The sequence below is a fragment of the Ruegeria sp. SCP11 genome, assembly GCF_040329455.1.
Lineage (GTDB): Bacteria > Pseudomonadota > Alphaproteobacteria > Rhodobacterales > Rhodobacteraceae > Ruegeria > Ruegeria atlantica_E.
Map to the genome: position 1 here is coordinate 1 of NZ_JBDZYG010000005.1, position 12864 is coordinate 12864.

The window sequence follows — 12864 nt, forward strand, 5'->3', positions numbered from 1 at the left end:
CGGCTTCGGCTTCGGCTTCGGCTTCGGCTTCGGCTTCGGCTTCGGCTTCGGCTTCGGCTTCGGCTTCGGCTTCGGCTTCGGCTTCGGCTTCGGCTTCGGCTTCGGCTTCGGCTTCGGAAAAGTTCGAATCTAATGGTTCAGCCGCGTCAACGGCGGTTTCTTCCGGCTTGGTTTCATAGTTCTGTGCCGCCTCGTCCTTCGGGTCGGGCAACTCAACAGGCGCCTCGTCCGAGGATGATACCGCGTTGTTCAGGTCTTCCGACTTGGGGTCTTCCATCGGCTTTTGATCGGATTTCTTCTTACGAGCCACCGCAACATTCCCCTTATCGAATCCAAAATCTCATGAATAACAGGCCACTCTAAGTTAATCGGTGGTCTCGTCGCCCTCAACCCGCATCGCATGTTTCACAAGCTTTTTAACGGCTTTCCGCATTTTCTTCGGGGTCGGCTCCTTAGCTATCTTCAAGCGCGCATAGTCCAAGGAATAAAGGGATTCCGCCGTCGAATCGCTGATCGCAGCCAGCCATAATGGCGCCGAACCGGTCCAGATATCGGCGAATTGTCGCGCCGTTCTGGGCGAAAAAATGGGCGCAATCACCGGTTTATTTTCCTCGGCAGCAGCCATGGCCTCGGGTGTCAGCGGTAACAGGTTCTGCTGATAAACGGGCTGTTCGCGGACGGTTAGCCCCGACTCGGTCAGGCGCGTGGCAATATTTCCCCGGCTGTGTTCACCCCTAAGATGCAAGAGCGGACTGTCTGGCCGGTGTTTCAGCAAGTAGGCTACCAGCTCTTCGGCAGTTGCGCCGGCCATCTGTGCCGCCCACCCGGCCCCCTTGGCTGCGCCAGTGGTGGCGGGACCCACGCAAAAGGCTGGCATATCCCGCGCCAGACCCAAAGATACGGCGGCATTCACCCCGTTGGCCGAAGTAAAAATCAGACCCCGCACACCGTTGGTATCTACGCTGATCGGCAAGGGTTTAATCTCGAGTATCGGGGAATATATGACCTCTACCCGGGATCTGGTGCGGGTCGGCAGTTGCGCAACGAACCTTTCAGAGGCCGCGCGCGGGCGGGTCATTAGCAAATACAACGGTCGGCGCCCTCGGCCTTGGGATTGTTTGCATCGGCGCAGGGTGATACCCCGCTTGGCAATCATGGTGTAACGGATCAGGTCTATGGTGCAAACACTTACCATCCTCGGATTGGAAAGCAGCTGTGACGACACAGCCGCCGCCGTCGTGCGCCAGACGGACGGATCCGGGGCCGAGGTGCTATCGTCCATTGTGCATGGCCAGACTGAGTTGCACAGCGCCTTTGGCGGCGTGGTGCCCGAGATCGCCGCGCGGGCGCATGCGGAAAAGTTGGATATCTGCGTGGTACAGGCGCTGGAGGCCGCGGAGATGACCCTTGCTGATATTGACGCTATCGCCGTCACCGCTGGACCGGGCCTAATCGGCGGCGTCATGTCTGGCGTGATGTGCGCCAAGGGGCTAAGCGCCGCGACTGGCCTGCCTCTGATCGGGGTGAACCACCTGGCCGGGCATGCGCTGACGCCGCGCCTGACCGACGGAATCGCCTTTCCCTACCTGATGCTGTTGGTGTCGGGCGGGCATTGCCAATACCTGATTGCGCACGGGCCGGAACAGTTCACTCGTCTGGGCGGTACCATCGACGACGCGCCGGGTGAGGCGTTCGACAAGACCGCCCGCCTGCTGGGTTTGCCACAACCGGGCGGCCCCTCGGTCGAGGCTGAGGCGCGATCCGGCGATCCCAAACGGTTCCGTTTTCCCCGACCGCTGCTGGATCGGCCCGGATGTGACTTGTCTTTCTCTGGACTGAAGACCGCGCTGATGCGGATGCGGGATCAGATCGTTGCTGAAAAAGGCGGGCTGACCCGCCAGGATCGCGCCGATCTCTGCGCCGGGTTCCAGCAGGCCATTGTGGACACGCTGGCCGAAAAAACCCGTCGGGCGATGGATCGCTATCTGGAGGAAAACCCGTCGGATCCGGTAATCGCCGTGGCCGGAGGGGTAGCTGCAAATTCGGCAATTCGTTTAGCGTTAGAGACTGTTTGTGCCGAGAAAGGTGCCCGTTTCACTGCGCCACCTCTGAACCTTTGCACTGACAACGCGGCGATGATTGCCTATGCCGGGATAGAGCGGTTTCGCACCGGTGCCCGTGATGGTCTGGACCTGACTGCCCGTCCCCGCTGGCCTTTGGATCAGACCAGCCCTGCCATGCTGGGCAGCGGTAAGAAAGGGGCCAAGGCATGAGTGTTTCGGTCCTCGGATCAGGTGCATTTGGCACGGCACTGGCAATTTCACTGGCCGGGAATGGCGCGGTGACACTTTGGTCGCGCAACGCTGAACAGGCCACGCTTATGCAAAAATGCCGAGAAAATGAAGCGCGCTTGCCGAACGTGACCTTACCGGAGAGGATAAGGGTTACAGCGAACATTCAGGACGCCGTGGCCGCCGATGTCTTGTTACTGGCCGTACCCATGCAGAAACTGCGCGCAGCTCTGACGGAACATGCCTCGGCACTGTCTGGGAAAACGCTGGTTGCCTGTTGCAAGGGGATTGAGCTGTCCTCGGGCCTCGGGCCGATTTCGGTGATCCGCCAGACGATCCCTGACTCCCGCCCAGCCCTGCTGACCGGGCCCAGCTTCGCCGATGACATCGCGCGAGGCCTGCCGACAGCGCTGACTTTGGCTTGCGCGGATGCAGAGCTGAGTGAAACACTGCAATCCGAACTGACCACCGCAAACCTGCGCCTCTATCGCACCACCGATGTGGTTGGTGCTGAACTGGGCGGCGCGCTGAAGAATGTCATGGCCATCGGTTGCGGAGCCGCCATCGGTGCCGGGCTGGGCGACAGCGCCCGCGCCGCCCTGATGACCCGTGGATTTGCCGAGATGCAGCGCTTTGCCCTGATGCGTGGTGCGCAACCGGACACCCTGATGGGGTTGTCAGGGCTGGGCGATCTGGTGCTAACCTGCTCGTCCGAGCTGTCCAGAAATTACCGTTTCGGCCTTTGTTTGGGTCGTAATCTGCCTTTCGACACGCAAACCACGGTCGAAGGTGTTGCCACTGCGCGCGCCATGGCCGAGATCGCTACTGCTGAGGGGTTGGACATGCCCATCAGCGCCACGGTGGCCGACCTGAGCCAGGGTACCTATAGTGTGACCCAGGCCATTCAAACCCTGCTCAACCGACCCCTCAAGGAGGAATAACATGCTCATCGCCCTGATCGCCAAGGACAAGCACGGCGCTCTGCAAACCCGGCTGGACAACCGCGCCGACCACCTGGCCTATATCGAGGAAACCGGCGTCGTCTCGCAAGCCGGGCCCTTGCTGGACGGTGACGCGATGATCGGTTCGCTGATCGTTCTGGAAGTGGAAGACATGGCCGCCGCGCAAGCCTGGGCCGACAATGACCCTTATGCCAAAGCGGGGCTGTTTCAGTCTGTTGACTTGATTCAATGGAAGAAGGTCATAGGCTAATGGCGAACTGGCTGTTCAAATCCGAGCCCTCGACCTGGAGCTGGGACCAGCAGGTCGCCAAAGGCGAAACCGGCGAGGAGTGGGACGGCGTGCGCAACTATCAGGCGCGGAATTTCATGCGTCAGATGCAAATCGGCGATCGCGGGTTCTTTTACCATTCGCAAAAGGACAAGGCGATCGTCGGCATTGTCGAGGTCTGCGCCGAAGCCCATCCCGACAGCACCACAGATGATGAGCGTTGGGAGTGTGTGGACATCAAAGCAGTTCGGCCTTTCACAACTCCGGTCACGCTGGACCAGATCAAAGCCGACGAGCGTCTGGCCGATATGGTGCTGGTGAAGAACTCGCGCCTGTCGGTGCAGCCGGTCAGCGACGCCGAATGGCAGGTGATCTGCGATCTAGGCCAGACGCAGGCGGACTAACCATTACAGCTATAAAAAGGGAAGGCCCTGACGGATACAGAACCTTCCCTACCCCCGCGTGCTCCCTACTCACCACACGCGTCTGGAAATCTTTGGCTCTGACCGTCCTGGTCATACTCTGACGTTAGTCGAATTTCGCTTCTTGGTACAAATACCAAGTGTTTAAAATTGAATGTGTCCGCCGAAGCGGGCTCCCAGGAAAAGCATTCACCCGTAGATCGACTCTTTGCCGAAATGCTTGGCCAGCATGTAATAGACGACAGCGCGGTACTTGTTGCGCTCGGACATGCCGTAGGTTTCGAGTGCTTTGTTGATTGCTTCCATCAACTCGGGTCCGTCGGACAGACCCAGTTTCTTGATGAGGAAGTTGTTCTTAACCGTCTCAAGTTCGCCCTCTTGCGTGGCCGCCACGGTCGACGCGTCGACGTCATAGATCGCTGGACCACAGCCGATGGCGACCTGGGTCAGCAGATCCATATCGGGGTCCATTCCGCACTTGTTTTTAAGGTCTTCTGCATATTTGGCGATTAGCTCGTCGCGTTTTCCCATTGTCGTCTCCTAGCTGCGGTTTTGCGGACAATCCATCATCCAAAACACGGTATTCTTCAGGGTAATTTGCACAATGGGAAAAACCGCCTGCATTCCCCCTAGCTATGATCCGGTATTGCCGAGCCTTGATTTTCGCCACCTCATTATTTAACATTATTGTTAAATAATTAAGATCAGGAGTTTGCCATGACCGTTTCCCTGCCAAATGAAAACCCTGAATACAGAGCTGCACGTAACACATTACTGTCAGCCGAAGCGGATCTGCGCGCGAAGGTAGAAGAGGTTGCAAGCCTAAGGCGCGGCCTGCCCAAAGGCGGCGAAGTTCCGCAAGATTACCCATTTCGCACCCTTGAGGGCGCGGATGCACCTCTTTCCTCTCTGTTTGGTCCTCATGACGCCCTTGCGATCTATTCGCTGATGTATGGGCCTGATGCAGATCAGCCCTGCCCTATGTGTTCGGCTTTTCTGGATGGGATGAACGGTCAGATAGCCCACATTTCTCGGAAAATCAGCTTTGGTGTCGTCGCACAGAACACGCCCGAAAAACTATCTGATCTGAAAGCCAGTATGGGGTGGAGCCAGCTGCCGCTCTATTCGGCGCTCGGCACCGAGTATCAGCGCGACTATCTCGCTGAGGCTGAGGATGGAAGTCAGCTGCCGATCCTGAACGTTTTTCAACGCAATTCGGATGGGATTCATCATTTCTGGAGTTCCGAGCTGTTTTTCGAACCCAGCGACTGGCATCCACGGCACATTGATACGGCATGGCCCCTGTGGAACGTTCTGGATTTTACACCGCAGGGTCGCGGCGATTTCATTCCGCCATTACGCTGAGGCCAAAAATGAAACGGCGGCCAAATCGGCCGCCGTTCCCATTCCGCTTTCCGCAGAAATCAGTAGCGATAGTGCTCGGGCTTGTACGGGCCTTCCGGCTTTACACCGATATAGGCAGCCTGTTCGCTGTCCATTTTGGTCAGTTTCACGCCGATACGATCCAGGTGCAGACGGGCAACCTTCTCATCCAGATGCTTGGGCAGGATGTAGACCTTGTTTTCATACTGGTCACCTTTGGTGAACAGTTCGATCTGCGCGAGAACCTGGTTGGTGAAAGACGCCGACATCACGAAGGACGGGTGACCGGTGGCGTTGCCGAGGTTCAGCAGACGGCCTTCGGACAGCAGGATGATACGGTTGCCCGAGGGCATCTCGATCATGTCCACCTGTTCCTTGATGTTGGTCCATTTGTGGTTCTTCAGGTTGGCCACCTGAATTTCGTTGTCGAAGTGGCCGATGTTGCCGACAATGGCCATGTCCTTCATCTCGCGCATATGCTCGATGCGGATCACGTCCTTGTTGCCGGTTGTGGTGATGAAGATATCCGCCGATGCGACTTCGTCTTCCAGCAGGGTGACTTCGAACCCGTCCATCGCAGCTTGTAGCGCGCAGATCGGATCAACTTCGGTGACTTTCACTCGTGCACCCGCGCCACGCAGCGAAGCGGCCGAGCCTTTGCCTACGTCGCCATAGCCGCAAACCACGGCAACCTTGCCAGCCATCATGGTGTCGGTGGCGCGGCGAATACCGTCGACCAGCGATTCCTTACAGCCGTATTTGTTGTCGAACTTTGACTTGGTAACCGAGTCATTCACGTTGATCGCCGGGAACGGCAGATGGCCGTCTTTCACCAGCTGATATAGGCGGTTCACACCGGTGGTGGTTTCCTCGGACACGCCTTGGATCTGGTCGCGCATCTTAGTGAACCAGCCGGGGCTTGCTTCCATACGCTTGGCGATCTGCTTCTTGATCACCTCTTCCTCTTCGGAAGACGGCACAGGGATGATATCCTCACCCGCTTCGGCACGCGCACCAAGCAGGATGTACAGCGTTGCGTCGCCGCCATCGTCGAGGATCATGTTGGGGCCGTCTTCGAACAGGAAGGATTTGTCCAGATAGTCCCAGTGCTCTTCCAGCGTCTGACCTTTGATCGCGAAGACAGGGATGCCTGCCTCGGCAATCGCGGCGGCCGCATGGTCCTGGGTCGAGAAGATGTTACAGGACGCCCAGCGCACATCCGCGCCCAGAGCGACTAGCGTTTCGATCAGAACAGCAGTCTGGATGGTCATGTGCAGCGAACCGACAATGCGCGCGCCTTCCAACGGCTTCGCTTCACCGTATTCTGCGCGCAGGGCCATCAAGCCCGGCATTTCGGTTTCGGCGATATCTAGCTCTTTGCGGCCGAACCCGGCCAGCGAAATGTCTTTGACGATATAGTCCCCGGCCATCAGGTGCTCCATTCCGGTAAATCACAGTTCGGGCTGCCCCTAGCACTCCTTGGGGCAGGTGGCAACGAACATGGCCGGAAACGGGATGTTCCACCGCTAAAATCAGCTTGGCTCACCCTTCAGTTTAATCTTCGGGATCGCTTCAAAAAAATCTGTGCCAACGGCGACAATACAACTGATGCCGTTCGCCTGGGTCACCAGAACCGTGTAGCTTCCGGTTTCCTTCGAGGTCCAGACCTCCAAGACCGCCTGCGCCCCGCGGGTTTTCTGCAATCCGCCAAAGGCCAGCTCTTCCGAATAGCTGCTCTGCAGCTTGGCAATTACATGCTCGCGCTGCGCACAGCTTTGGGCAAAGGCAGGTGGGGCAGTTGCGGCCATTCCAAAGGCCAGGGTCAATCCAAACAGTCGCTTAAACATAGCGGGCTCCTTTCGATACGGGTTACGTTCCGAGAGGGGCACACCAGGAGGAGCATGCACCCCCCTCAGCACAAATGTCGGTATCACCACGCGCCAATTCAAAGCACGGCTGGTCAAGAAAAAGTTGGCAGCTGGTGATCTCGACAGGTACATCATAGCACAAAAACGCGAAATATACGTGTCCCACTTCACAAGGCATGGCATTATGGCAACACAAGCACGAGCATGGCAGCGGATGTTGTCGGGGCGCAGGCTGGACCTGCTGGACCCGACCCCTGTGGACATCGAAATCGAAGATATCGCCCATGGATTGGCCTTTGTGGCCCGCTGGAATGGCCAAACAGCGGGGGATTTTGCCTATTCCGTGGCCGAACATTCCCTTCTGGTTGAAGAGTTGTTTGGCCGGATCGCGCCCAAAGCACCGGTGAAATGGCGGCTCGCGGCTTTGTTACATGATGCGCCGGAATATGTGATCGGAGATATGATCTCGCCGGTCAAAGCCGCCGTCGGCCCCGATTACGGCGCGCTGGATGATCGTCTGGCGGCAGCGATCCATATCCGGTTTGGGTTGCCTGCCGAGGTGCCGAAAACGATAAAACGTCAGATCAAAAAGGCCGACAAGATCAGCGCCTGGATGGAAGCGACACAGATTGCAGGGTTTTCCGAGGCTGAGGCGACCAAGTTCTTTGGCCGTCCGGACAAGGCGGTGATGGATGGGTTGGAAATTACCTTGCGCCCACCAGTTGACGTGCGAGAGGCGTATTTGGCACGGCATGAGGCTTTGATAGCTCTTTTATAGAATACCAATTTTTTCCAATGACGGCTCTGAGTCCTAAGTGGCCAAGCAAACAGTCGCGCTTATGTCAAAAATCGAAATACCGAAAGGATAGCTACGAGACCGAAGACCCCTCCGAACAATAACCCGAAGAAATGTGCAAAACCAATCTTCGCTATTCGTATATGAGGACGCCTTAGTGGGTCGTCCTTCTTTCGAAACCATGCTGACGCAAGTGTCAATAAATTGAGGTTTATAAGCTGACCTGAATCCATAAGTGCTTTATATTCTGTCTTTTTTGTTTGGCGACGAAAGTTCAGTGGCATTACAATAAACAGGAAAATGATCCAAATAAGACCCACTAGATTCCTGTACTCGACTGCGTCCATCGAACAATTCCCACAATGATCCCAAGACAACTCAGTTGGTCGCATTAGACCTTGGGACAGTTCCAATCGCCTTAGTTATAAAAAGTAGTTGCCCCAAATACCCGTGGCTTAACAGTAAGAAATGTCAACTTAGTCCACGAAACAGGCTGAATAAGTACGTTCTGAACAGAATTCGCTGCCTATTACCGCGGACTACGCTTCGCCAAAATCCGCTGCAACGTCCGGCGGTGCATGTTCAGGCGACGCGCCGTTTCGGAGACATTCCTGTCGCACAGTTCATAGACCCGCTGGATGTGTTCCCAGCGCACGCGGTCCGCGCTCATGGGGTTTTCTGGTGGTGGGGGCAGTTCGTCACCCTTAGCCAACAGCGCACTGGTGATGTCGGTGGCGTCGGCGGGTTTTGACAGGTAATCCGTCGCGCCGATCTTAACCGCCGCCACGGCGGTGGCAATCGCGCCATATCCGGTCAGAACCACAACCCGGCTGTCGGGGCGTTTTTCGCGCAGCACTTCGACCACATCGAGCCCGTTGCCATCCTCAAGCCGCAGGTCAACAACGGCATAAGCCGGCGGACGGGCGGTGGAGATGGCGCGGCCTGCGGCGACGGAGCCTGCGGTTTCAACCTCGAACCCGCGCTTTTCCATGGCCTTGGCAAGACGTCTCAGAAACGGCTCGTCATCATCCACAAGAAGTAGGGATTTATCGGGGCCGATATCGAGGTCAGAGCTGTCCGCCATATTCTGTTCTTTCCGCTATTTCACGCCTTTGGCTTAAACATGAGTAATAGCAGCGCCATTTCAAAGGTCAAACGCATCAGAGCTTGTCCAGGAAACATCCGACCTTATCAGCCATCTGCTCGGGCGTGTCATCGCGGTTGAAAAATTCAAGAAATCCGTGCTCGGGCGTCACCAGGTAAGTAAAAGTGGAATGGTCGACCAGATAGAACTCGTCGCTTTTGTCATGGGCCTTGTAGTAGGTCTTGTAGGCCTGACTGGCGGCTTTCACCTGCTCGGGCGAGCCGGTCAGTGCGATGGTCTTGCCGCCGAGGTTGAACGCATAGTCAGCCATCACCTCGGGCGTGTCGCGGTCCGGGTCGATCGAGATGAACAGCGGCGTCACCGACTGGCCGCGCTCGGCCAAAATGTCCACCGCCTCGGCATTGCGCGACATATCGAACGGACAGACATCGGGGCAGAAGGTGTAGCCGAAGTAGACCAGTGTTGGCTCGGTGATCACGTCCTTATCGGTAACAGTCTCACCCTCGCCGTTGATCAGCTCGAACGGGCCACCGATGGCTGCTGATCCACCTGCAATCTGGCTGGATCGGCATTGCGCGAACTGATCATTTGATCCCGCACCCCGCGTCAGCAGCCACATGGCACCCAGACCAACGGCCAGCACAACGGTTGCAAGGATGGCGTAAAGACGGATCATGACATCAATCCTGAGATGAGAGGGGTTGTTGATCGTTTCGACCGGGACACCTATCAAGATGAACAGCCGATGCAACAGGACATAATGGACCGATGGCAAATTCGAACATCACTTTATTGCGCGGCCAGGAACGTAGTAGCTGGATTAGGCTGCGTACTCTGATTCTGCTGCGCTGGGTGGCCATCATAGGTCAGTTCACAGCTATCACGGTCGCTCAGCAATATTATCACGTGCAGTTGGAGCTGGCACTGTGTTACCTCGCGATTGGTGTCTCGGTCATGGGTAACATGACGGCCATCTTGTTGTTCCCGCAGAACAAACGACTGACTGAGTTTCAAAACTTCCTGATGGTCTTGTTCGATCTGCTGCAGTTGTCGATTCTTTTGTACCTGACAGGGGGCCTGAACAACCCGTTTGCCCTGTTGCTGCTAGGGCCAGTGACAATTTCGGCCAATGTAATGAGCACTCGGTCAACCCTGATCGTGGGGGGCGTCGCGCTTCTGCTGACGTCCGTGCTTGCAAAGTTTCATCTTCCCCTCCACACGGCTGCGGGGGTTGAGCTGGAAATCCCGGGTATCCTGCTATTCGGAAACTGGGCTGCCATTGTCATCGCTATTGTTTTTATCGGCGCCTATTCCCATCGTGTCAGTTCCGAAGTGCAATCCATGTCTGAAGCGCTTGCGGCCACTCACATGGCCTTGGCGCGCGAGCAGAAATTGACGGATCTGGGCGGCGTGGTCGCCGCCGCCGCGCATGAGCTTGGGACACCTTTGGCCACAATCAAGCTGACCAGCGCAGAACTGATCGAAGAACTGGATGACCGCCCCGACCTGAAGGAAGATGCCGCACTGATCCGTGAACAGGCCAACCGCTGCCGCGATATCCTGCGCGATATGGGCCGCGCAGGAAAAGACGACCTGCATCTCCGGCAGGCACCGCTGTCCACAGTGATCCATGAGGCTGCCGAGCCTCATATCCACCGGGGCAAGTCCGTTCACTTTGCTGAAGGTCCAACCGGGGACGGCGACGTACAACAACCCTCGATCCTGCGAAAGCCCGAGATTATTCACGGCCTGCGCAACCTAATCCAAAACGCAGTGGATTTCGCGCGGAACAACGTTTGGATCGAGGCTGAATGGACCACCGATCATATCACCATCGACATAATGGATGACGGGCGAGGCTATCCCGCTCATATGATCGGACGGATCGGCGATCCCTTTATGCGACGTCGTCGGGCCGAAACAGATCAGCAAACCCGCCCGGAATACGAAGGAATGGGCTTGGGCCTGTTCATCGCCAAAACCTTGTTGGAGCGCAGTGGTGCGGAGCTTCATTTCGCCAACGGCTCGGACCCCTATCAAAACCTTTGCGACAATCCCGAGCGCCGGGGCGCGATTGTACGTGTATCGTGGCCACGCAATCTTGTTGACGCGCAGACCGGCGACACCCCGGTACCCTCTGGCGCAAACCAACGCATTCAGGTTTGAGTTAAGACCCCGTTAACCTTTCCGGCACATAGTTCCCCTTTGTGGAGTCAGCCCCGAGGAACGCATGGTCGAATGGATCATTCTGGCCGCTATCAGCCTGGTATCAGGCAGCTTGGCGGTGCAATGGCTTTTACCCCGTCGCCGACTGACGGGCGACAATTTTGGTTTGTCCGCCCCGGCATCGCTGTTCAACGCGGTTTTCCTGTTCGACGGAAGTCGGTTGATCAGCCACTCCGACATTGCGCTGGAAGGGTTTGAAACCGTCCGCGACTGGGCCGATCTGTGTCGTCTGCTGCAACGGGATTTCCCGACCTTCCCGGAAACGCCCGACCATGTTCGACGCGCAGGCACGCTGGTCATTCCCGCTATCGACTGCACCATCGAACGGGATGTCCTTTGCGAATGGATTGACGGCATCGTTCGCGTTCAGCTACGCGACAGCATAGATCGCCCGAACACTACACAACGTGATGCCCAGGACCCTATCCGCCTGGCGATGGAGCAGGCACCCTACCCCGTCTGGTTGCTGGATCATCAAAGCAATGTGCGTTGGTGCAATGCCGCCTATGTCTCGCTGGTACGCAAGGTGCGCGGTCAGGATGCAGATCTTACCGCACCGCTGTTCTCTGACGCAGGTCGGGATACGAGGTTGGGCGCAAAGACTCGTATTTCTATCTCGTCAGACGAAAGTGAAAACAAGCTGTGGTTCGACTTGACTGTAGTTGAGCACCCCGAAGGGCACCTGTGCTATGCGGTCGATATCAATGCCATCGTTGCCGCGGAAATTGCCCAGCGCAAATTCGTCCAGACCATGACGAAAACCTTCGCTCAATTGTCAATTGGTCTGGCTATTTTCGACCGTAACCGCCAGTTGGCCCTGTTCAATCCAGCCCTGATCGACCTGACCACCTTGCCCCCGGATTTCCTCAGCTGCCGCCCCAGCCTATCCAGCTTTTTTGATCGGTTGCGTGATCAGCACATGATGCCGGAACCCAAGAACTACCGCAGTTGGCGAAGTCAGATGAACGATCTTCTCGAAGCCGCTGAAGACGGAAATTATCAAGAGACATGGTCGCTGCCCTCCGGCTCGGTCTATTCAGTCAGCGGTCGGCCCCACCCGGACGGTGCCGTCGCCTTTCTGTTCGAGGATATCACCGCTGAGATCACACTGACCCGCCGGTTCCGTTCAGAAATGGATCTGATGCAATCGGTTCTGGACAAGCTGGCCGATGCCATCGCGGTGTTCGGCGACGATGGAACACTGGCTTTCACCAACCGCGCTTATCAACAGCTGTGGGGCGACACCGGAGAAGTCGGATTCAAGCCGGATTCCGTGTTGGACATGACGCGCACCTGGCAGGAACAATGCGCTGCCACGCCGATCTTTGGTGAAATCCGCGATTTTGTGGAAATGAGGGACAACCGTACTGATTGGTCCAGCGACCTTCGGTTGCGAAATGGCACCAACCTGACCTGCATCGTCAGTCCAATGCAAAACGGCGCAACGATTGTCCGTTTCGCGATGGTGGACGCACCGAAAGCTCTGCCGATCCAGAAAATCAGCGCCTGAACCGGGTTGCAGCCGACCGGGCGTAAGGCCATT

General features: G+C 56.9%; 14 protein-coding genes and 1 pseudogene. 8 read left to right on the forward strand and 7 right to left on the reverse strand.

All coding sequences use genetic code 11. From position 1 onward, the window contains the following. Window positions 1-310 (reverse strand): annotated as a pseudogene (locus ABLN94_RS08860) (hypothetical protein); the annotation flags it as partial. A 54-nt stretch (window positions 311-364) separates the two neighbouring features. Continuing rightward, on the reverse strand, window positions 365-1078 hold the full coding sequence (locus tag ABLN94_RS08865; RefSeq protein WP_352991683.1) for a uroporphyrinogen-III synthase: 714 nt from the start codon (window positions 1076-1078) through the stop codon (window positions 365-367). A 97-nt stretch (window positions 1079-1175) separates the two neighbouring features. Here ABLN94_RS08865 and tsaD point away from each other — a divergent pair, with 97 nt between their 5' ends. From tsaD to ABLN94_RS08885, 4 genes are read left to right on the forward strand one after another with little or no spacing between them, the layout of a single operon-like run. Then, complete coding sequence (tsaD, locus tag ABLN94_RS08870) at window positions 1176-2273, forward strand: tRNA (adenosine(37)-N6)-threonylcarbamoyltransferase complex transferase subunit TsaD (protein ID WP_352991685.1); 1098 nt, start codon at window positions 1176-1178, stop codon at window positions 2271-2273. After that, a complete protein-coding gene (locus tag ABLN94_RS08875) occupies window positions 2270-3232 on the forward strand; it encodes an NAD(P)H-dependent glycerol-3-phosphate dehydrogenase (protein ID WP_352991687.1) in 963 nt (320 codons plus the stop codon). Before tsaD ends, ABLN94_RS08875 begins: the two co-directional genes overlap by 4 nt. A 1-nt stretch (window position 3233) precedes the next feature. After that, complete coding sequence (locus ABLN94_RS08880; RefSeq protein WP_352991689.1) at window positions 3234-3503, forward strand: YciI family protein; 270 nt, start codon at window positions 3234-3236, stop codon at window positions 3501-3503. Continuing rightward, on the forward strand, window positions 3503-3925 hold the full coding sequence (locus ABLN94_RS08885) for an EVE domain-containing protein (protein ID WP_352991690.1): 423 nt from the start codon (window positions 3503-3505) through the stop codon (window positions 3923-3925). The genes ABLN94_RS08880 and ABLN94_RS08885 overlap by 1 nt, the downstream gene beginning before the upstream one ends. 207 nt (window positions 3926-4132) lie before the next feature. Here ABLN94_RS08885 and ABLN94_RS08890 read toward each other — a convergent pair whose 3' ends face one another. Further along, complete coding sequence (locus ABLN94_RS08890; RefSeq protein WP_352991692.1) at window positions 4133-4474, reverse strand: DUF2853 family protein; 342 nt, start codon at window positions 4472-4474, stop codon at window positions 4133-4135. A 186-nt stretch (window positions 4475-4660) separates the two neighbouring features. On the opposite strand from ABLN94_RS08890, the gene ABLN94_RS08895 reads away from it, so the two are divergent. Then, window positions 4661-5308, forward strand: a complete 648-nt coding sequence (locus ABLN94_RS08895; protein WP_352991693.1) for a DUF899 family protein — start codon at window positions 4661-4663, stop codon at window positions 5306-5308. A gap of 59 nt (window positions 5309-5367) precedes the next feature. Here the strand turns inward: ABLN94_RS08895 and ahcY are convergent, their stop codons facing one another. Continuing rightward, entirely contained in the window at window positions 5368-6756 is a 1389-nt protein-coding gene (gene ahcY, locus ABLN94_RS08900; protein WP_352991695.1) for an adenosylhomocysteinase, read from the reverse strand. A gap of 102 nt (window positions 6757-6858) precedes the next feature. Continuing rightward, window positions 6859-7173 (reverse strand): hypothetical protein, encoded by a 315-nt coding sequence (locus ABLN94_RS08905; protein ID WP_352991696.1) that lies wholly within the window; start codon window positions 7171-7173, stop codon window positions 6859-6861. A 205-nt stretch (window positions 7174-7378) separates the two neighbouring features. Here ABLN94_RS08905 and ABLN94_RS08910 point away from each other — a divergent pair, with 205 nt between their 5' ends. Next, complete coding sequence (locus ABLN94_RS08910; RefSeq protein WP_352991698.1) at window positions 7379-7972, forward strand: HD family hydrolase; 594 nt, start codon at window positions 7379-7381, stop codon at window positions 7970-7972. A gap of 547 nt (window positions 7973-8519) precedes the next feature. On the opposite strand, the gene ABLN94_RS08915 is transcribed toward ABLN94_RS08910, so the two are convergent. Together ABLN94_RS08915 and ABLN94_RS08920 are read right to left on the reverse strand one after the other, a co-directional pair. Further along, window positions 8520-9074 (reverse strand): ActR/PrrA/RegA family redox response regulator transcription factor, encoded by a 555-nt coding sequence (locus ABLN94_RS08915; protein ID WP_058283361.1) that lies wholly within the window; start codon window positions 9072-9074, stop codon window positions 8520-8522. Between the two features lie 76 nt (window positions 9075-9150). Then, the gene (locus ABLN94_RS08920; protein ID WP_170487834.1) at window positions 9151-9771 is read right to left on the reverse strand and encodes an SCO family protein; all 621 of its coding nucleotides are present in this window, start codon (window positions 9769-9771) and stop codon (window positions 9151-9153) included. A 92-nt stretch (window positions 9772-9863) separates the two neighbouring features. On the opposite strand from ABLN94_RS08920, the gene regB reads away from it, so the two are divergent. Together regB and ABLN94_RS08930 are read left to right on the forward strand one after the other, a co-directional pair. Further along, window positions 9864-11261, forward strand: a complete 1398-nt coding sequence (regB, locus tag ABLN94_RS08925) for a sensor histidine kinase RegB (protein ID WP_352991701.1) — start codon at window positions 9864-9866, stop codon at window positions 11259-11261. Window positions 11262-11325: 64 nt separating this feature from the next. After that, complete coding sequence (locus tag ABLN94_RS08930) at window positions 11326-12831, forward strand: PAS-domain containing protein (protein ID WP_352991703.1); 1506 nt, start codon at window positions 11326-11328, stop codon at window positions 12829-12831. Window positions 12832-12864 lie beyond the last annotated feature (33 nt).

Bases quoted from the DNA above. Each gene is read 5' to 3' on its own strand.
- ABLN94_RS08890 (WP_352991692.1), bottom strand. From the start codon at position 4,474: ATGGGAAAACGCGACGAGCTAATCGCCAAATATGCAGAAGACCTTAAA.
- ABLN94_RS08905 (WP_352991696.1), bottom strand. From the start codon at position 7,173: ATGTTTAAGCGACTGTTTGGATTGACCCTGGCCTTTGGAATGGCCGCA.
- regB (WP_352991701.1), top strand. From the start codon at position 9,864: ATGGCAAATTCGAACATCACTTTATTGCGCGGCCAGGAACGTAGTAGC.
- ABLN94_RS08920 (WP_170487834.1), bottom strand. From the start codon at position 9,771: ATGATCCGTCTTTACGCCATCCTTGCAACCGTTGTGCTGGCCGTTGGT.
- tsaD (WP_352991685.1), top strand. From the start codon at position 1,176: ATGGTGCAAACACTTACCATCCTCGGATTGGAAAGCAGCTGTGACGAC.
- ABLN94_RS08865 (WP_352991683.1), bottom strand. From the start codon at position 1,078: ATGACCCGCCCGCGCGCGGCCTCTGAAAGGTTCGTTGCGCAACTGCCG.
- ahcY (WP_352991695.1), bottom strand. From the start codon at position 6,756: ATGGCCGGGGACTATATCGTCAAAGACATTTCGCTGGCCGGGTTCGGC.
- ABLN94_RS08875 (WP_352991687.1), top strand. From the start codon at position 2,270: ATGAGTGTTTCGGTCCTCGGATCAGGTGCATTTGGCACGGCACTGGCA.
- ABLN94_RS08910 (WP_352991698.1), top strand. From the start codon at position 7,379: ATGGCAACACAAGCACGAGCATGGCAGCGGATGTTGTCGGGGCGCAGG.
- ABLN94_RS08930 (WP_352991703.1), top strand. From the start codon at position 11,326: ATGGTCGAATGGATCATTCTGGCCGCTATCAGCCTGGTATCAGGCAGC.
- ABLN94_RS08880 (WP_352991689.1), top strand. From the start codon at position 3,234: ATGCTCATCGCCCTGATCGCCAAGGACAAGCACGGCGCTCTGCAAACC.
- ABLN94_RS08885 (WP_352991690.1), top strand. From the start codon at position 3,503: ATGGCGAACTGGCTGTTCAAATCCGAGCCCTCGACCTGGAGCTGGGAC.
- ABLN94_RS08915 (WP_058283361.1), bottom strand. From the start codon at position 9,074: ATGGCGGACAGCTCTGACCTCGATATCGGCCCCGATAAATCCCTACTT.
- ABLN94_RS08895 (WP_352991693.1), top strand. From the start codon at position 4,661: ATGACCGTTTCCCTGCCAAATGAAAACCCTGAATACAGAGCTGCACGT.